This window comes from Streptomyces sp. NPDC127092 (assembly GCF_042722475.1).
GTDB lineage: Bacteria > Actinomycetota > Actinomycetes > Streptomycetales > Streptomycetaceae > Streptomyces.
The window spans coordinates 37,377-55,228 of sequence record NZ_JBHXFE010000036.1; the positions used below are offsets into that span (position 1 = coordinate 37,377).

At 71.2% G+C, this 17,852-nt stretch carries 14 protein-coding genes and 1 tRNA gene; 2 read left to right on the forward strand and 13 right to left on the reverse strand.

What is annotated here, in order from left to right:
• Window positions 1-40: 40 nt before the first annotated feature.
• The 9 genes from rpmE to ACFWJO_RS26810 form a co-directional block, all read right to left on the reverse strand.
• Complete coding sequence (gene rpmE, locus ACFWJO_RS26770) at window positions 41-265, reverse strand: 50S ribosomal protein L31 (protein WP_030761597.1); 225 nt, start codon at window positions 263-265, stop codon at window positions 41-43.
• 142 nt (window positions 266-407) lie between these two features.
• Complete coding sequence (locus ACFWJO_RS26775) at window positions 408-1,499, reverse strand: LCP family protein (protein ID WP_386869054.1); 1,092 nt, start codon at window positions 1,497-1,499, stop codon at window positions 408-410.
• Window positions 1,500-1,705: 206 nt separating this feature from the next.
• The gene (gene rho / locus ACFWJO_RS26780) at window positions 1,706-3,736 is read right to left on the reverse strand and encodes a transcription termination factor Rho (RefSeq protein WP_386869056.1); all 2,031 of its coding nucleotides are present in this window, start codon (window positions 3,734-3,736) and stop codon (window positions 1,706-1,708) included.
• A gap of 429 nt (window positions 3,737-4,165) precedes the next feature.
• Window positions 4,166-5,083 carry a homoserine kinase gene (gene thrB / locus ACFWJO_RS26785; protein ID WP_384420628.1) on the reverse strand — a complete coding sequence of 306 codons (918 nt, stop codon included), beginning with the start codon at window positions 5,081-5,083 and terminating at the stop codon, window positions 4,166-4,168.
• Between the two features lie 307 nt (window positions 5,084-5,390).
• Window positions 5,391-6,461 carry a threonine synthase gene (gene thrC / locus ACFWJO_RS26790; RefSeq protein ID WP_386869058.1) on the reverse strand — a complete coding sequence of 357 codons (1,071 nt, stop codon included), beginning with the start codon at window positions 6,459-6,461 and terminating at the stop codon, window positions 5,391-5,393.
• A gap of 6 nt (window positions 6,462-6,467) precedes the next feature.
• Window positions 6,468-7,760 (reverse strand): homoserine dehydrogenase, encoded by a 1,293-nt coding sequence (locus ACFWJO_RS26795; RefSeq protein ID WP_384420625.1) that lies wholly within the window; start codon window positions 7,758-7,760, stop codon window positions 6,468-6,470.
• A gap of 190 nt (window positions 7,761-7,950) precedes the next feature.
• Window positions 7,951-9,342, reverse strand: coding sequence for a diaminopimelate decarboxylase (gene lysA / locus ACFWJO_RS26800; RefSeq protein WP_386869060.1), 1,392 nt, complete (start codon window positions 9,340-9,342; stop codon window positions 7,951-7,953).
• Window positions 9,343-9,355: 13 nt separating this feature from the next.
• On the reverse strand, window positions 9,356-10,471 hold the full coding sequence (gene nrtL / locus ACFWJO_RS26805) for an ArgS-related anticodon-binding protein NrtL (protein WP_386869062.1): 1,116 nt from the start codon (window positions 10,469-10,471) through the stop codon (window positions 9,356-9,358).
• 254 nt (window positions 10,472-10,725) lie between these two features.
• The gene (locus ACFWJO_RS26810; RefSeq protein ID WP_386869064.1) at window positions 10,726-11,184 is read right to left on the reverse strand and encodes a response regulator; all 459 of its coding nucleotides are present in this window, start codon (window positions 11,182-11,184) and stop codon (window positions 10,726-10,728) included.
• A 159-nt stretch (window positions 11,185-11,343) separates the two neighbouring features.
• Between ACFWJO_RS26810 and ACFWJO_RS26815 the strand changes: the two genes are divergently transcribed.
• Window positions 11,344-11,415, forward strand: a tRNA-Arg gene (locus tag ACFWJO_RS26815).
• A gap of 578 nt (window positions 11,416-11,993) precedes the next feature.
• Here the strand turns inward: ACFWJO_RS26815 and ACFWJO_RS26820 are convergent.
• Complete coding sequence (locus tag ACFWJO_RS26820; RefSeq protein WP_386869066.1) at window positions 11,994-12,410, reverse strand: hypothetical protein; 417 nt, start codon at window positions 12,408-12,410, stop codon at window positions 11,994-11,996.
• A 166-nt stretch (window positions 12,411-12,576) separates the two neighbouring features.
• Here ACFWJO_RS26820 and ACFWJO_RS26825 point away from each other — a divergent pair, with 166 nt between their 5' ends.
• The gene (locus ACFWJO_RS26825) at window positions 12,577-13,593 is read left to right on the forward strand and encodes a DUF5954 family protein (protein ID WP_386869068.1); all 1,017 of its coding nucleotides are present in this window, start codon (window positions 12,577-12,579) and stop codon (window positions 13,591-13,593) included.
• Window positions 13,594-13,687: 94 nt separating this feature from the next.
• On the opposite strand, the gene ACFWJO_RS26830 is transcribed toward ACFWJO_RS26825, so the two are convergent.
• From ACFWJO_RS26830 to ACFWJO_RS26840, 3 genes are all read right to left on the reverse strand, one after another.
• Window positions 13,688-15,229 (reverse strand): M4 family metallopeptidase, encoded by a 1,542-nt coding sequence (locus tag ACFWJO_RS26830; protein WP_386869106.1) that lies wholly within the window; start codon window positions 15,227-15,229, stop codon window positions 13,688-13,690.
• A gap of 441 nt (window positions 15,230-15,670) precedes the next feature.
• The gene (locus tag ACFWJO_RS26835) at window positions 15,671-16,558 is read right to left on the reverse strand and encodes a 4'-phosphopantetheinyl transferase family protein (RefSeq protein WP_386869070.1); all 888 of its coding nucleotides are present in this window, start codon (window positions 16,556-16,558) and stop codon (window positions 15,671-15,673) included.
• Between the two features lie 167 nt (window positions 16,559-16,725).
• Entirely contained in the window at window positions 16,726-17,841 is a 1,116-nt protein-coding gene (locus tag ACFWJO_RS26840) for a Ku protein (protein ID WP_386869071.1), read from the reverse strand.
• Window positions 17,842-17,852 lie beyond the last annotated feature (11 nt).

Genomic DNA, 17,852 nt, shown 5'->3' on the forward strand with positions numbered 1-17,852 from the left:
ACCCCGCGCAGGGGCAGCCGAAGACCGGCGCAGTGGCTCGCTACTTCTTGGCGGAGCCGGCAGCCTTGCCGAAGCGGGCCTCGAAGCGGGCGACGCGGCCGCCGGTGTCGAGGATCTTCTGCTTGCCCGTGTAGAACGGGTGGCACTCGGAGCAGACCTCGGCACGGATGGTGCCCTCGGTGAGGGTGCTACGGGTGGTGAACGACGCGCCGCAGGTGCAGCTGACCTGGGTCTCGACGTACTCGGGGTGGATCTCGCGCTTCAAGGTGTCTCCTAGTTTCGGGAGGGCACCGGGTCGCCGTGCGGGATGCACATGCGTGAACCGGGGCCGACGTACCAGTCTGCCAGGACCGGCCGCATCTCCCAAAACCGGGGTCGGGCCGGAACTATTCCTGACGGCTTCCGGGCTACTTCACGAGGCCCTGGGCCTGGCCCGTCGCCGCGTTCTTCGTCGCCGAGGCGGGGATCGGGCGGTCCGCCTTCAGGGCCGCCCAGACCTGCGCGGCCTGGGCCTCCAGGGGCACCACCCGGTTCGGGTCCCGGGGGTCGTACTCCACCGGCATGGTCACCATGTGGACGTCGTCGGCGCCGAGCCCGGCGAGGCCCTTGGCGAAGCCCATCAGCTCGGTGACGGAGTCGAGCTCGGAGTCGGGCGTGATGGCCTTGGTGGCGGTGTCGGCGAGGTCGAGCAGCTTCTTGGGGTCGGAGAAGACGCCGACGCTCTTCACCTGCTCGATGAAGGCCTTCATGAAGGCCTGCTGGAGCTGGATGCGGCCGAGGTCGCTGCCGTCGCCGACGCTCTTGCGGGTGCGGACCAGGCCGAGGGACTGCTCGCCGTCGAGGGTGTGCGTGCCCGGTTCGAGGTCGAGGTGGCTCTTGGCGTCCCTGATGGCCCGGGTGGTGGTGATCTCGACGCCGCCGAGCCGGTCGATGAGCTTCTTGAAGCCGGTGAAGTCGACCTCGATGTAGTGGTCCATGCGGATGCCGGACATCGCCTCGACGGTCTTGACCGCGCAGGCCGGCCCGCCGACCTCGTACGCCGTGTTGAACATGGCCCGGTGCTCGGCGGCGACGGTGCCGCCCTTCCCGTCGGTGCAGGCGGGGCGGTCGATCAGGGTGTCGCGCGGGACGGACACCACGGAGGCCTTCTTGTGGCCCTCGTAGACGTGGACGACCATCGCGGTGTCGGAGCGGGCGCCGCCCTCGTCCCTGCCGTAGTCGCCGTTGGCGCCGGAGCGGGAGTCGGAGCCGAGGACGAGGATGTCCATCGAGCCGTTGTCGACGTTCTTCGGCCGGTCCTTGCCGAGCTGCCCGTTGATGTCGACGCTCTTGAGGTTGCCGTTGAGCTTGACGTAGACGTAGCCGAGTCCGGAGCCGCCGGCCAGGACGAGTACGGCGGCGGCCCAGGCGGCGGCGACCGCCGCGCGGCGGCCCTTGGCGGGCGGCTTGCGGCGGCGGCCCGTGGCCCGTATTCGGCCGCTCTGGTTCTGCTCGGTCATCGTCTTCCCTCAGCCCTATGGTTCACCTTGTGTGACGGCGAAGCACCCGAAAGGGTTGCATATGAGGCTGTGAGGTTTGGACGGACGACGGACCGTAACGCGACTGCGCCCACCGTGCGGACACGGTGGGCGCAGTCGTTTACGCAGGTCACGGCGAGGTTACGACCCGGAGGTCAGTGCGTCGCCGTGTGACGAGCGTCTCGGCGTCAGTCGTTGTTGGCGCCGGGAGTCGTCTTCTGGATCTGGAGCAGGAACTCCGCGTTCGACTTCGTCTGCTTCAGCTTGTCGAGCAGCAGCTCGATCGCCTGCTGCTGGTCGAGCGCGTGCAGCACGCGACGCAGCTTCCAGGTGATGGAGAGCTCCTCGCTGCCGAGCAGGATCTCCTCCTTGCGCGTACCCGAGGCGTCGACGTCGACGGCCGGGAAGATGCGCTTGTCGGCGAGCTTCCGGTCGAGCTTGAGCTCCATGTTGCCGGTGCCCTTGAACTCCTCGAAGATCACCTCGTCCATGCGCGAGCCGGTGTCGACCAGCGCGGTGGCCAGGATGGTCAGCGAGCCGCCGTCCTCGATGTTGCGCGCGGCACCGAAGAAGCGCTTCGGCGGGTACAGCGCGGTCGAGTCGACACCACCGGACAGGATGCGGCCGGAGGCGGGCGCCGCGAGGTTGTACGCGCGGCCCAGGCGGGTGATGGAGTCGAGCAGGACGACCACGTCGTGACCCAGCTCCACGAGGCGCTTGGCGCGCTCGATGGCCAGCTCGGCGACCGTGGTGTGGTCCTCGGCCGGGCGGTCGAAGGTCGAGGAGATGACCTCGCCCTTGACCGACCGCTGCATGTCGGTGACCTCTTCCGGACGCTCGTCGACGAGGACGACCATCAGGTGGCACTCGGGGTTGTTGTGGGTGATCGCGTTGGCGATCGCCTGCATGATCATGGTCTTGCCGGTCTTCGGCGGGGCCACGATCAGACCGCGCTGGCCCTTGCCGATCGGCGACACGAGGTCGATGATCCGCGTGGTCAGCACGCCCGGGTCGGTCTCCAGACGGAGGCGGTCCTGCGGGTACAGCGGGGTGAGCTTGTTGAACTCGGGGCGGCCGCGGCCGGACTCCGGCGCCATGCCGTTGACCGAGTCGAGGCGCACCAGCGCGTTGAACTTCTCGCGGCGCTCGCCCTCCTTCGGCTGGCGCACGGCACCGGTGACGTGGTCACCCTTGCGCAGACCGCTCTTGCGGACCTGGGCGAGGGAGACGTACACGTCGTTCGGGCCGGGCAGGTAGCCGGAGGTCCGGATGAACGCGTAGTTGTCGAGGATGTCGAGGATGCCCGCGACCGGGATCAGGACGTCGTCCTCGGAGACCTGCGGCTCGCCCGCGAAGTCGTCACGGCCACGACGGCCACGGCGGTCGCGGTAGCGCCCGCGACGGCCCCGGCGGCCACCCTCGAAGTCGTCGTCGTCCTGCGGGCCGGCCGGCTGGCCGCCCTGCTGGCCCTGCGGCTGGCCCTGGCCCTGGCGCTCCTTGCGCTGGCCGCCCTGGCCGCCCTGGCCGCCGCCCTGCTGGTCGTCGCCCTTGCCGCGGTCGCGCTGACGGTCACGGCGGTCGCGGCGGTCACCGCGGTCGCGACGGCCACGGCCCTCGGCGCCGTCCACGGCCGCCTCGGCCTTGGCGTCGGCCTGCGGCTCGCCCTTGGTCTCGGTACGGGCCTCGGCGCGGGCCTCGGTCTTGACGACCTGGGCGGTCTCGCCCTTGGCCTCGGCTCCCTCCGGCGAACCGGCGGGGGCCGTGGCGCGCCGGCGACGGCGCTCGCCGACCGGGGCGTCGCCACCCGCGGGCTGGCCCGGGATCTCGATCTGCTGCTGGGCGACCGGCTCGCTCTGCTCGGCCTTCTCGGCCTTCGGCGCGGCGGTCTCGGCAGCGGTCTCGGCCGTGCGGGCCTTGGAGGTGGCGCGGCGCTTCGGCTTGGTCTCGGCGGCGTCGCCGGACTTGGCGGGCGCGGCGGCGGAGCCTCCGGCCTGCGCCTCCTTGATGACCTCGATCAGCTGGCTCTTGCGCATCCGCGCGGTGCCCCTGATGCCGAGGCCGGACGCGACCTGCTGCAGCTCGGCCAGGACCATGCCCTCGAGGCCGGTGCCGGAGCGGCGGCGCCGTGCGGTGGTGCCAGTGGCAGCACCTGCGGCGGGCGCGGCGGTGTCGACGCTGTTGTCGGCAGTCACGCCCATCAGATCGGTGGTGTCGCTCACGAAGGGTCCTTCCCTGGAGCGGACGTCGGCCATCTGGCTCGGCGACCGGTTGTGCTGTCCGGCAGCGGTCCTGCTTGGTGGACCGTGTCGGAGCGGTGGTCCCGCCGGGTGCGGCGGAAGAGAGAAACGTGCTGTAAGTCCGGCCCGAGCGCCCCCTGCTCGGCCCTCACGCGGAAGAAGAGCGAGGGGTGTCGTGCCGGTTCCGGAGCGTGCTCGAAACTGCTCAGGCAGGCTGCTCAGGCAGTGGAGGAGGCTCCCGGAAGACTTGGTGGTCCCTGATAGGGACACTCAGCACCGCGCCTCGAAGACGTCGGGTGCAAGCTTGAGGTTAACACTACCGGCTCCAACAAACATTCCCCCTCTCAGTCACCGGCAATCTCGTGTCCGCGCAGTTCCGGGCCCTCCGGCCCGGACACCGCGCGCTGCCCGTCAGGGCGCCAGCGGCAGGACGCTCGCGCCGGGCATGTCGAGGTCGAGCCGGTTGGCGGCCCATCCCTCACCCGCAAGGAGGGCGACCTTGTCGGCCGTCCCGTGTTCGGCCAGCGCGAGCACCGTGGGGCCCGCGCCGGAGATGACCGCGGGCACCCCGTCCGCCCGCAGCCGGTTCACAAGGGCGATGCTCTCGGGCATCGCGGGCGCCCGGTACTCCTGGTGCAGCCGGTCCTCGGTGGCGGCGAGCAGCAGCTCGGGCCGGCGGGTCAGGGCCTCGACGAGGAGCGCGGCCCGGCCGGCGTTGGCCGCGGCGTCCACGTGCGGGACGGTGCGCGGGAGCAGGCCGCGGGCGGTCTCCGTCAGCACCGGCTTCCCCGGGACGAAAACCACCGGAACGATGGAATCCGAGGGGTCCATCCTGATCGCCCGCGCGGCCCCGGCCTCGGTCCAGGCGAGGGTGAACCCGCCGAGCAGGCAGGCGGCGACGTTGTCGGGGTGACCCTCGATCTCGGTGGCGAGCTCGAGCAGCGCGGTCTCGTCGAGCCGCGCGTCGCCGCCTATGGTCACGGCGCGGGCGGCGACGATGCCGGCGCAGATGGCGGCGGAGGAGGAGCCGAGGCCGCGGCCGTGCGGGATGCGGTTGGCGCAGACGACCTCGAGGCCGCGCGGCTGCCCGCCGAGCAGGTCGAAGGCCGTGCGCAGCGAGCGGATGAGCAGGTGGCTCTCGTCGCGCGGCAGGGTGTCGGCGCCCTCTCCGGCGATGTCGATGTGCAGCCCGGAGTCGGCGACCCGGACGACGACGTCGTCGTAGAGCCCCAGCGACAGGCCGAAGGCGTCGAAGCCCGGGCCGAGATTGGCGCTGGTGGCGGGAACGCGCACCCGTACGGCGGCGGCGCGGAACGCGGGACCGGCCATCGCTCGATGACTCTCCTTGACGTGCGGACTTGCGGGATTGTTCGGAGGAAGTACGGAGAACCCGGGGGCCACTCGCGCCTCGGGCGCGACGACGGCAACAACACGACGCATATGCGTCGGGGCGGGTTCGGTACAGCCTATCGAAGGAAGGTTCTGTCGCGACATAGGGCGCACAGGAGGCGCACGATGCGTGTCGCGCGCCAACCTGTGCGCCTATGTAGGTTCCTGATCGGGTTTGACTCCCGATCAGGAACCTACCGTGCGCTGCCTACAGCACACGGCGCACTGCGTCGATTTCCGGCCAGATTCAGGCGAGGCCGAGGCGCGCGGCCGCGGCCGCGGCGTCGACCGGGACGGTGACCGGCTGCGGAGCGCCGGCGACGGCCCAGTCGGGGTCCTTCAGGCCGTTGCCGGTCACAGTGCAGACGATGGTCTGCCCCGGGTCGACCTTGCCCTGGGCGGCGGCCTTCAGCAGACCCGCGACCGACGCGGCCGACGCGGGCTCGACGAAGACGCCCTCCTGAGCGGCCAACAGGCGGTAGGCCTGCAGGATCTCACGGTCCGTCACCTCGTCGATGAAGCCGCCCGACTCGTCGCGCGCGGCGATCGCGTAGTCCCAGGAGGCCGGGTTGCCGATGCGGATCGCGGTGGCGATGGTCGACGGGTCCTTGACCACCTCGCCGCGCACCAGCGGCGCCGAGCCGGAGGCCTGGAAGCCCCACATGCGCGGCGTGCGGGTGGCGACCTTGTCGGCCGCATACTCGCGGTACCCGCGCCAGTACGCCGTGATGTTGCCGGCGTTGCCCACGGGCAGTACGTGGATGTCGGGCGCGTCGCCCAGCATGTCCACGATCTCGAACGCAGCGGTCTTCTGGCCCTCGATGCGGACCGGGTTGACCGAATTGACCAGCGCCACCGGGTAGTTCTCGGACAGCCCGCGGGCCAGGGTGAGGCAGTCGTCGAAGTTGCCGTCGACCTGGAGGATCCGGGCACCGTGCACGAGCGCCTGGCCCATCTTGCCCAGCGCGATCTTCCCCTGCGGGACGAGAACGGCGGAAACCATGCCCGCGCGCACCGCGTACGCGGCGGCGGAGGCGGAGGTGTTGCCGGTGGACGCGCAGATGACGGCCTGCGCGCCCTCCTCCTTGGCCTTGGAGATGGCCATGGTCATGCCCCGGTCCTTGAAGGAGCCGGTGGGGTTGGCGCCCTCGACCTTGAGGTGCACCTCGCAGCCCGTGCGCTCGGAGAGGACCTGAGCGGGGACGAGCGGCGTGCCGCCCTCACGGAGCGTGACGACCGGCGTCGTGTCCGTGACCGGAAGGCGGTCCCGGTACTCCTCGATGATGCCGCGCCACTGGTGGGTGCCCTTGCTGGTCATGGGTCCTTACTCCCCTTCAACACGCATGATGCTGGCGACACCGCGCACGGTGTCGAGCTTGCGCAGCGCCTCGACGGTCCCGGAGAGGGCGGCGTCGGGCGCGCGGTGGGTGACGACGACGAGGGAGGCCTCGCCGTCCTTGCCCGTCTGACGGACGGTGTCGATCGACACGCCGTGCTCGGCGAAGACCGTCGCGACCTGGGCGAGGACGCCCGGCTTGTCGGCCACGTCGAGACTGATGTGGTACCGCGTCACGACCTCGCCCATGGGGCTCACGGGCAGCTGGGTGTACGCGGACTCACCGGGGCCGTTGGCCTCGTTGAGCTTGTTGCGGCACACGGCGACGAGGTCGCCGAGAACGGCCGAGGCGGTCGGCGAGCCGCCGGCCCCGGGGCCGTAGAACATGAGCCGCCCGGCGGCCTCCGCCTCGACGAAGACCGCGTTGTACGCCTCGCGGACGGAGGCGAGGGGGTGGCTGAGCGGGATCATCGCGGGGTGCACGCGCGCGGTGACGGACTCGCCGTCGGCGGCCCGCTCGCAGATGGCGAGCAGCTTGATGGTGCAGCCCATCTGCTTGGCCGAGGCGAAGTCGGCGGCGGTGACCTCGGTCATGCCCTCGCGGTACACGTCGTCGAGGCGCACGCGCGTGTGGAAGGCGATCCCGGCGAGGATGGCGGCCTTGGCGGCGGCGTCGAAGCCCTCGACGTCGGCGGTCGGGTCGGCCTCGGCGTACCCGAGCGCGGTGGCCTCGTCCAGGGCCTCGCTGTAGCCCGCTCCCGAGGTGTCCATCTTGTCGAGGATGAAGTTCGTCGTGCCGTTGACGATGCCCATCACGCGGTTGATCTTGTCGCCGGCGAGGGACTCGCGCAGCGGCCGGATGAGGGGAATGGCACCGGCGACGGCGGCCTCGTAGTAGAGGTCCTGCCCGTGCTGGTCGGCGGCGGCGTAGAGGGTCGCGCCGTCCTGGGCGAGCAGCGCCTTGTTGGCGGAGACGACGGAGGCGCCGTGCTCGAACGCGGTGGTGATGAGGCTGCGGGCCGGCTCGATGCCGCCGATGACCTCGACGACGACGTCGATGTCCCCGCGTTTCACGAGGGCGGTCGCGTCGGTGGTGATCAGCTCGGCGGGCACTCCCCCGCGCACCTTGTCGGGCCGGCGGACGGCCACGCCGGCGAGCTCGACCGGGGCGCCGATGCGCGCGGCGAGGTCGTCGGCGTGCGTCGTCATGATGCGCGCCACCTCTGAGCCGACCACTCCACAGCCCAGCAGCGCCACCTTCAGCGGACGCGTACGCATCATCCGACCTCGTCTCTCGTACAACTTCGACTACGACTGCGACACGCATTCCTGCGGTCGCTTTTCCCTTCGGTCCGCGGGGCCGGATCGGGGTACCCGTTTCCCACGGTGGGAACCAGTCTCACTCACCGGACGGACGTTTCAGCGCCTGGTCCGAATGGCGAGACATGGTTTCCATCACCTGACTATTTCATCACCCGACGTCGAGACGCAGGAGATCTTCCTCCGTCTCACGGCGCACGATGACCCGTGCTTCTCCGTCCCGCACGGCGACCACCGGCGGGCGCAGCGCGTGGTTGTAGTTGCTGGCCATCGACCGGCAGTACGCGCCGGTGGCCGGCACGGCGATCAGGTCGCCGGGCGCGATGTCGGCGGGCAGGAACGCGTCGCGCACGACGATGTCGCCGCTCTCGCAGTGCTTGCCCACCACCCGGGACAGCATCGGCTCGGCGTCGCTCGTGCGCGAGACCAGCGCGACGCTGTACTCGGCGTCGTAGAGGGCGGTGCGGATGTTGTCCGACATGCCGCCGTCGACGGAGACGTACGTGCGCAGCCCTTCCAGCGGCTTGACGGTGCCGACCTCGTAGAGGGTGAAGGCGGTGGGCCCGACGATGGCGCGCCCGGGCTCGACGGAGATGCGGGGCGTGGCGAGTCCGGCGGCCTCGCACTCGCGCGTCACGATCTCGGTGAGCGCCTTGGCGATGTGGTGCGGCTCGCGCGGGTCGTCGTCCGAGGTGTACGCGATGCCGAGCCCGCCGCCGAGGTCGATCTCGGGCAGCTCGATCCCGTGCTCGTCACGCACCTCGGCGAGCAGCTGCACGACGCGCCGCGCGGAGACCTCGAAGCCGGCCATGTCGAAGATCTGGGACCCGATGTGCGAGTGGATCCCGATCAGCTCCAGCCCGTCGAGCCGCAGCGCCCGCCGCACCGCCTCGGCGGCCTGCCCGCCGGCGAGCGCGATCCCGAACTTCTGGTCCTCGTGGGCGGTGGCGATGAACTCGTGCGTGTGCGCTTCCACGCCCACGGTGACGCGGATCTGCACCCGCTGCCGCTTGCCCAGCGACTGCGCGATGTGCGCGACCCGGACGATCTCCTGGAAGGAGTCGAGCACGATCCGCCCGACGCCGGCCTCGACGGCCCGCCGGATCTCGTCCTCGCTCTTGTTGTTCCCGTGGAAGGCGATCCGCTCGGCGGGCATTCCGGCGGAGAGCGCGGTGCTGAGCTCGCCCCCGGAACACACGTCCAGGTTCAGCCCCTCCTCCTTGAGCCACCGCACGACGGCCCGCGAAAGGAACGCCTTCCCGGCGTAGAAGACGTCCGCGTCGCTACCGAAGGCGTCGGCCCAGGCCCGGCAGCGGGCGCGGAAGTCGTCCTCGTCGAGGAAGTAGGCGGGCGTGCCGAACTGCTCGGCGAGCTCGGCGACGCTCAGCCCGCCGACGGTGACCTGGCCCGCGTCGTTCCGGGCGACGGTCCGGGCCCAGACCTTGGGGTCGAGGCGGTTGAGGTCGGCGGGCGGAGCGGAGTAGTGCCCCTCGGGAAGGACGTCGGCGTGGCGGGGCCCGGCGGGGTGTGCGGAACGGCTCATGGGTCTGCGTCTTTCAGATCTGGTCGGGTGCGCTGATGCCGAGCAGGGACAGGCCACCGGCGAGCACCGTCCCGGCGGCTTCGGCGAGCGCGAGCCGGGAGCGGTGGGCGGCCGAGGGTTTCTCGTCGCCGAGGGGCAGAACGGTGTGCTGGAACGCGAGGAACGCGTCGGCGACGGCCTCGAGGTGCCGGGCGACCCGGTCGGGGGCGCGGTGGCGGGCGGCGGAGAGCAGGACGGCGGGGTGGTCGCCGAGGAGCCCGAGAAGCCGCGGCTCGTCGACGGCACTCTCGTACGCGGGCGCGAAGCCGAGCTGCGCGGCGTTGTCCACGAGACGCCTGGCCCGCGCGTGCGCGTACCGAACCCGGAAGAGCGGGTTGCGCTCGTGCTGGACGAGCAGGGCGGCCCCGTCGAGGACCCGGTCGTGCGCGGCGGGCCGAAGCAGGGCCCAGCGGGCGACGTCGACGCCGAGGAGGTCGGGAAGGTAGACACTGGGGGCTACGGGGAGGCGCTCGGGGTGGGGGGTGGTGGTGTGGGTGTCGACGTCGGTGGTGTGGGTGCCGACGTCGGCGGTGGCGCTGGGTTCGCCGACGCTGCGGTCGGTGCCGCTGATGACGCTGGAGTCGTCGGTGCGGTCAGCGCCGTCGATGCCGTCGATGCCGTCGATGTCGCCGGTGGCTCCTTGGGCCTGGAGAAGCCGGATGACGGTCTCGGTGAGGAGGACGGCACGGGGCTCGGTGACGGGAGCGAACCGGACGTGGGTGCCGGAGAGAAGCTGGGAATGCCCGTACGAGATCCCAGTCCGCGCGATCTCACGGATGACGCGGTCGTGGACGAGCTCTTGGCTGCTGCCGTCGAGGGTGAAGTTGAGGAACCCAGGGCCGGTGATGTCGACGGAGCGGATGGCGGGGCTGTCGCTCAGCCGCTCCTTGAGGATCTCGGCGACGTCGCGGGCGTCGAGCCCGGAGGGCCGGGCGAGCCGCAGGGCGACGCTGGTGGCGTAGTCACCGGTGCCGCCGGCCCGTGACCGCTCGACCGCGACGCGCGCGGGCACGTCGACCCGCAGAACACCCTCGTCGACCGCACGGCGCACGGCGTGCAGCACGGTGAGGGAGAGGTCCGCGGGGGTCACGGGACAAGCGTAGGGGAGGAGGGGGGTCGGAACGCGAACCGGTGTCGGCATGTGGGCGCCGGGGGCCCGGGCAGGAGGGGCGGGACCTCGGAGCTGGGGCGTGTCGGACCGGAGGACCTCGGCGACTGGAGCGCCCCGGATCCGCCTGACTGGCTCCCGGACTGGCTCACTGGCTCCCGGGCCGGCTCACCGGCTCCGCGCGGCTACCCCTTCGCCGTTCCCCTCACCGTTCCCTTGCACGTTCCCTTCGCCGTCTATCCCTCTCTTCGGCGCCCGGTCCTGCTGACTGCGGGCGGCTCCTCGGCGTCGGCGTCGTCGCGGGGCTCGCGCCGCTCCTGGTGCATGAGCTGCCGGACGACCCGGACGAGGTCGGCCGGCTCGAAGGGCTTGGCGAGGAAGGCGTCGACGCCGGAGGCTCCCCCGGTCGCGCCCTCCGTCTCGTACTCGGTGCAGGCGCTGATGATCGCCACCGGGAGATGACTGGTCCGCGGGTCCTCCCGGAGCCGCGCGGCGGTCTTCAGCCCGTCGAGTCTGGGCATGACGACGTCGAGGGTGACGACATCAGGACAGACCTCATGCACGACATCCAGACACTCGGCACCATCGGCCGCGGTCACCACCTCGAACCCCTCGAGCTCGAGATTGACCCTGATCAGCTGGCGAATCACCCGGTTGTCATCCACAACCAGCACCCGCCCGGACACCCCTGACACACGTCGAGAGTAGGTCGCGGGGAGCACCCGCGTCCGGCTTTTGCCCACTTCTGACCCGTGCGAGGGAACGCCCCCATGGTGACGCGGCGGAAATACCTGTTCACAGGCACCCTGCGGGAGCTGGTAGTGTTCTTCCCGTCGCCGCGAGAAGCGGCGGACGCCCCCGTAGCTCAGGGGATAGAGCAACGGCCTCCGGAGCCGTGTGCGCAGGTTCGAATCCTGCCGGGGGCACTTCGCAGGAAGTGCCAGACAGACCCCGTGATCAGCGGAAACGCTGAGGACGGGGTCTTGTTGTTTATGCACGCTTGTGCCGCGCTGAGCGGCCGTATGACAGGGGCCGCGTCCTGTTCGCGGCCTGGGCCATGCTCTTCTGCGTGGCAGCTGATGCCGCCAACGGCCTGTGCGTGATCCTGGAGGGACTGGAACTGATCGGCCGCGTGCCGGCTGTACTCGAAGAGACGGTCCTGGACCTCTATTCCTCGCCTGCTCGCAGGGTGTCGTATGGGCCGCGGGGCAACCCAGGGATCGACGATGTCGGCATGGTCCTGCGTGTCCAGGACACCGCGAACGGGGTGCTGACCCGGCCGGTGCTGGTGGGCCGCGACTGGGCCGACCGCTGCACCGACGACTGGGAAGGTGCCATACCGGAGTGCGAGTGGCTGGGCCGTCAGTGGTGCGTGTACGAGGGCTCGGATCGCAGCTCGTCGATGCGCCGGTTCGCCACCTCCTGGCGGCCGTCGAGACACTTCGCGCACCGAGTCAGCAGGGCCGAGCTTCCTGCCAGGCCCGGACGGCGGTCCCGAGTTGCCTCACAGCTTCGCGTTGAGAGTCATGAACGAGCGACGCTCGATGAAGTGCTCAAACGTCGGCTCGGGGTGTCCGCCCAGCAGGTCTATCCCGCACATGTAGAGCTCTGGGCGGTTCGACAGCAGCTCAAAGTCGCGAACCGCATCCTCGAAGGAGCAGATGACGCCAGGCTCGAAGGCAGAGTCGATCACCAGGACGTGACTGTGACTCCCCAGCGGGGTCTCCCTGGCCCACCGCACCGCCTCATCGTCCGAGACGCCGTCCAATCCGAGCGACCGACTCGGCAGACTGCGCCAGTCAATGCCCTGGCCCGCCCAAGGAAGCGTGCACAGGTAGGCATCGAAGGCTGCCGCAAGTTCGACGGTGCTCATCGAGGCACCATGATCAGCGATCCATTGGGAGATCTCCTCAGCGCGCACGTCCGCAGGCTAATCGACTACGCCATCCGCTTGCTCACGTGCCCCAAGTGTTGGACGTGGAGGCTCGAGTGATCGGAAGCGGGCCGAGTCGGTCGGATGGGGTTTCGGGGCGAGCGGTTTCGGGCGTTTGGGGGGCTCAGGTGGTCCCCGACGGGACAATGCGTGCATGGATGAGGACTGGGAGCGACGGATCGCCGAGGTGCAGGCGGGGCTTGTCCGGAGTGGGGATCCGGTCGCCTGGGTCACCGAGGCGGATGCCGTCGACGGTGCCCTGCGGTATCCCGGGCTCGCCGTGCGCGGGGCGCTCTTCGGGGTGGTGGCGCGGGAGGTGGGCGCCGAGGGGCCGTGGCGGGTCGTGGAGCCCGTGCGGGCCGGCATGCCCCAGGAGTCCCGGGACGGTCTGCAGTCGAGACTGTTCTTCCGGGCGAAGGACGACACCGACGATCCGACCGTACGGCGTGAGCTGATCGCCGCCGTGCGCGTGCTCGAGCGCGAGCCCGTCGACGAGATCGACGTCCTCGGCGTGCGCTACCGCGTCGTACGTGCCGACGAGTTCACGCGTACCGGCAACCAGGGGCTCGAGCCGCCGCGCCCCACCGACCCCGAGCCGCTGTTCCGGGTGTGGGAGGGCAACATCCCGCATCGCAGCCCCGACGAGGGCGCTCTGCTCGACCCCGACCGGTCCCGCGGGCCCATGGCCGAGGCCCTGCGCTTCGGGCTGCGCCCGTTCAGCTACACCGGCGCGCGCTACCCCGCCGCCGTACGGGCCGATTCCGAGCGGGCCGTCGCGACCCACCCCGACCTCGCCCTCCTGCCGGTCTCCTTCGGCGTCGTGGAACGCCAGGGCTCCGGCTGGCGCCCGCACGGCTCCCTGTTCGCCACCCCGCACGAGGCGCGCCAGAGCCTGTACGACCTCATGGTCGACTTCTGGCCTCGGATGTACGAGTGGGACGAGGCCGAGCGAGAGCCCTTCCGGCGGGCCGGCGAGCTCTTCCGGGCCGCCGGGCGCGCCGACGAAGCACGGGTCGCCGGACGGGAGTTCCGGATCTGCCGCGTGGAGCGCATGATCCGGTTCGGCCCGGACGGACCCGAGGGGCCGCGTCCTTCGGACGTGGACGAGTACGGCCCCCAGCGGCTGCATCCGCGGATGGACGAGGACGGCACCCTGCACTACGACGAGTGAGCACCAGGGGTGCGGGCGGCACGTACAGGGGCTGTCCGGGTACGACCCGGACAGCCCCTGTCCCCCCGTCGGGGTGTGCCTACCTGCCGCTGCGTCAGTTGACGTTGACGGCCTTCCAGGCCGCGTTCACCGCGTTGTACTCCGCGCTGCCCGCGCCGTACAGGTCCGTCGCCGCCGAGAGGGTGGCGGTACGGGCGCCCGCGTAGTTGGTGGACGAGGTCATGTAGGTGGAGAGGGCCTTGTACCAGATCTTGTAGGCCGCGGCGCGGCCGATGCCGGTGACCGTGGAGCCGTCGTACGTCGGGGAGTTGTAGGTGACGCCGTTGAGCGTCTTCGTGCCGCTGCCCTCGGACAGCAGGTAGAAGAAGTGGTTGGCCGGGCCCGAGGAGTAGTGGACGTCGAGGCGGCCGAGGCTGCTGGACCAGTAGTCGGCGGAGTTGCCGTCCTTGCTGGGCTTGTCCATGTAGCGGAGCGGGGTGCCGTTGCCGCGGATGTCGATCTTCTCGCCGATGAGGTAGTCGCCGGTGTCCGACGAGTTGTTGGCGTAGAACTCGACCGCGGTGCCGAGGATGTCGGAGGTGGCCTCGTTCAGGCCGCCCGACTCCCTGCTGTAGCGCAGGCCCGCGGTGGACGCGGTCAGGCCGTGGGTCATCTCGTGACCGGCGACGTCCAGGGACGTCAGCGGCTTGGCGTTGCCCGCGCCGTCGCCGTACGTCATGCAGAAGCACTGGTCGGACCAGAACGCGTTGACGTACGCGTTGCCGTAGTGGACGCGGCTGTAGGCGGCGACACCGTCACCGCGGATGCCGTTGCGGCCGAGCTCGTTCTTGTAGAAGTCCCACGTGACGGCCGCACCGTAGTGGGCGTCCGCGGCCGCGGTCTCGCGGTTGGAGGCGAGGCCGTTGCCCCACACGTCGGTGGAGTTGGTGAAGAGCGTGCCGGTGCCGGACGTGGCGCCCTTGAGGTCGTACGTCTTGTGGCCGCCGCGGGCCGTGTCGGTGAGGGAGTACGACGGGGCCGTGCCGAGCGTGACCTGACCGCTGTACTGGGTGTTGCCGACGCCCGTCTCGATCGCCTCGAAGGAGTGGAGCTCCTTGCCGGTGGTGGCGTCCGTGATGACGTGCAGCTCGCTCGGGGTGCCGTCGTGCTGGAGCCCGCCGACGACGGTCTCCCACGCGAGGACGGGCTTGCCCGAGGCGGCCCAGATGACCTTGCGGGCGGAGGACGCGGTCGCGCCCTCGGCGTCGGCGGCGGCCACGGCCGACTGCTTGGCGGTGGCCGCGGCGACGGCCGGGGTGGTGCTCGCCACCGCTATGCGGGCCTCGGTCGCCTTGGTGGTGGAGCGGGCGCCGTTCTTCTTCTGGTGCACGACGAGGTCGCCGCCGAGGACCGGCAGGCCCTGGTAGGTGCGCTCGTAGCGGGTGTGGACCGTACCGTCGGCGTCCTTGACGACATCCCGGACGACCAGCTTCTCCTGGCCGGACAGGCCGATGGCCTTGGCGGTGCCGGCCGCGGCGGACTGCGCCTCCTGGATGGCGGCGGCGCGCTGGGTGCCGGTGAGCACGAGCGCGGTGGCACCGGCCTCGCGCTGGGCGTCGGCGCTGGCGGATCCGGTCTGGACTCCGACGACGACCATGGCGGCCGATGCGATGAGGGCGGCGGCTCGGGCGGTGGTGTGACGACGAGGCGAGGACTGCTGGCGGGTCACGCGGGCTCCTTCGCTGTTACGCGTGGGGGATCTGTGTGGGGGGTGGTGCGCGGTTGAGCGTGCCAGCGAGCAGCCCTGATTGACAGGTATGCAACAAGGATTTGACCATCAGTTGTCCGAAGGGCGGCCAAGTCGGTCCGCTATGCGGAGGGTTGACCGCTCCAAGGGTCATAGAGGGTTCGGATAGGGGTGTGGGAGGGGTGCGGGAGTGGGCGGGAGTCGGGTCGGGGGCCCGGTGGGAGGGCCGCGGGAGACCCGCCGGGAGGCCCCTCGGCAGGCCTGGCGGGAGCCCGTGCGGTGGCGTGCAGCCTCGGGCTTTGTGCGCGGGTGCCTCTGTACGCCCACCGGTCAGGGCCCCAGTGCCCGCCGTCAGGTCAGGTGGTGCAGCCGCGGAGGCTCGGTCGTCGTGTGCGGGGCGCGCAGGGCGATCGCGGCATGGTGGGACGGGCCGCCCGGCAGGTCGTACAGGCTCCAGCCGGCCGGCGGCGCGGCCCCGGTGCTCAGGTCGTCCAGGTGCGGGGCCCGGCCGAGGCCGGTGCCGAGGCCCTTCAGATAGGCCTCCTTGCGTGCCCAGATGCGGCCGAAGGCCGCCGCCCGCCGCACCTGGGCCTCTCGATCGGCCACGAACGAACCGGCCCCGGCCCCGGTCGCGGCCTCGATGCCGGCTTCGATCTCGGCCCGTTCCGACGGGTGGAGGACGGACACCAGATCCTTCACCGCCTCGGGCTCCGGGCGTAGTTCGACGTCCGCGCCGACCGGTACCGGCGCCGTCGCGATCAGCACCCGGCCTCGCGTGTGCGAGAGCGAGAAGTGCAGCGGCGGCTCGGGTACGGACACGGCGAGGGCCGGGCGGCCGTGCGGCTCGCCGCAGCACGGGCAGGGCTCGCGCGTGAACCTCAGGTCCTCCGGACGCTCCCCCAGCAGCCTGCCCAGTACGGTGCGGAGGGCGACGTGCGCCACCGTGTACAGGGTCCGGTCGGCGGGCCGCAGGAACGCCGCCGCCCGCTCGCGCTCCCGCGCGTCCAACACGCTCGGGTCGACCTCGATCGGGTCGAGCTCGGTCCGGTCGAACACGCTCGTGTCCGGCTCGGTCGGGGCCAGCACGGTCGTGCCGAGCGGCGGTGTGTCCGCGTCGGCCAAGCCGGGCGTCGCACCGCGCGGTTCTCCACGCGTGGGGCCACGCCCCTCGTCACGCGTCTCGCCGCGCCGTTCGTCACGCTTCTCGTCGAGTTCCAGGAGCCAGGCGTCGGCCCGCATCGGTCGGTTCCTCCCGTTCCGCGCGGCGGGTGCCGCGGCGGGATCGACCGTACACGCGTACGCCGAACGGCTCGTGGCCGACGAGAGCGTCGGCCACGAGCCGTTGCTGAGCTCCTGAGCTGCTGAGCTCCTGGGCTGCTGGGCTGCAGCCGTTGAGCCATTCGTTCCTACGCCGTGCGCTTGCGCGGAGTCGCCTTCTTCGCGGCCGCCTTCTTCGCCGGCTGCTTCTTCGCCGTCGATTTGGCCGTCGACTTGGCGGCGGACTTGGTCGGCGTCCTGGCGGTGGACCCGGCCGCCGTCTTCGCCGTCGACTTCCTCGCGGGCGCAGCCGTCTTCTTCGCCGCTGTCTTCGCCGTGGACTTCTTCGCGCCGGTCTCCTTCGGCGTCGCCGCCGGTCGCTTGGCCGCGGCCCGTTTCCGCGACCTGAGCTCGGTCACCTCGGCCGCCTCCGCCGCGCCGCCCTCGGCCGCTTCTGCCGTGCCCTCCGCGCCCGCGGTCTCTCCCCGGGCCTGCTTGGCCGCCCGTACGCTGCTCTCCAGGGCCGCCATCAGGTCGATCACCTGGCCGCCGCCCGCGGCCGCGGGTTCCGCCGGTGCGAGGCCGGCGCCGCCCTCGGCCTTCGCGGCGATCATCTCCTCCACGGCCTCCCGGTAGTCGTCGTGCAGCGAGGAGATGTCGACCTCACCGAGCGTGGCCATCAGGGCGTCGGCCAGGTCGAGTTCGGCCTCGCGCACGGTCACCGGGGTCTCCGGCGCCACGCCCTCCGGCGCGCGGATCTCGTCCGGCCACAGCAGTCCGTGCATGGCGATCACGTCGTCCACCACCCGCAGCATGCCGAGCCGCTCGCGCCCGCGCAGCGCGTACTTCGCCACCGCCACCTTGTCGCTGCGCTTCAGCGCCTCGCGCAGCAAGGTGTACGGCTTGGCGGCCGGCACGCCGTTGGCGGAGAGGTAGTACGCGGCGTCCATCTGGAGCGGGTCGATGTCACTGGCCGGCACGAAGGCCACGATCTCGATCGTCTTGGCCGTCGGCAGCGGCAGCGCGGCCAGGTCCTCGTCGGTGATCGGGATCATGGTCCCGTCGGCGTCCTCGTAGGCCTTGCCGATCTCCGCCTGCGCGACCTCGGCCCCGTCCAGCTCGCACACCTTCTTGTAGCGGATGCGCCCGCCGTCCTCGGCGTGGATCTGCCGGAAGGAGACCGAGCGGCTCTCGGTCGCGTTGACCAGCTTGATCGGGATGCTGACCAGGCCGAAGGATATGGCTCCGTTCCATATGGATCGCACTATTCATCCCC

Bases quoted from the DNA above. Each gene is read 5' to 3' on its own strand.
- ACFWJO_RS26775 (WP_386869054.1), bottom strand. From the start codon at position 1,499: ATGACCGAGCAGAACCAGAGCGGCCGAATACGGGCCACGGGCCGCCGC.
- thrB (WP_384420628.1), bottom strand. From the start codon at position 5,083: ATGGCCGGTCCCGCGTTCCGCGCCGCCGCCGTACGGGTGCGCGTTCCC.
- thrC (WP_386869058.1), bottom strand. From the start codon at position 6,461: ATGACCAGCAAGGGCACCCACCAGTGGCGCGGCATCATCGAGGAGTAC.
- ACFWJO_RS26795 (WP_384420625.1), bottom strand. From the start codon at position 7,760: ATGATGCGTACGCGTCCGCTGAAGGTGGCGCTGCTGGGCTGTGGAGTG.
- lysA (WP_386869060.1), bottom strand. From the start codon at position 9,342: ATGAGCCGTTCCGCACACCCCGCCGGGCCCCGCCACGCCGACGTCCTT.
- ACFWJO_RS26825 (WP_386869068.1), top strand. From the start codon at position 12,577: ATGGATGAGGACTGGGAGCGACGGATCGCCGAGGTGCAGGCGGGGCTT.
- ACFWJO_RS26830 (WP_386869106.1), bottom strand. From the start codon at position 15,229: ATGGTCGTCGTCGGAGTCCAGACCGGATCCGCCAGCGCCGACGCCCAG.
- ACFWJO_RS26835 (WP_386869070.1), bottom strand. From the start codon at position 16,558: ATGCGGGCCGACGCCTGGCTCCTGGAACTCGACGAGAAGCGTGACGAA.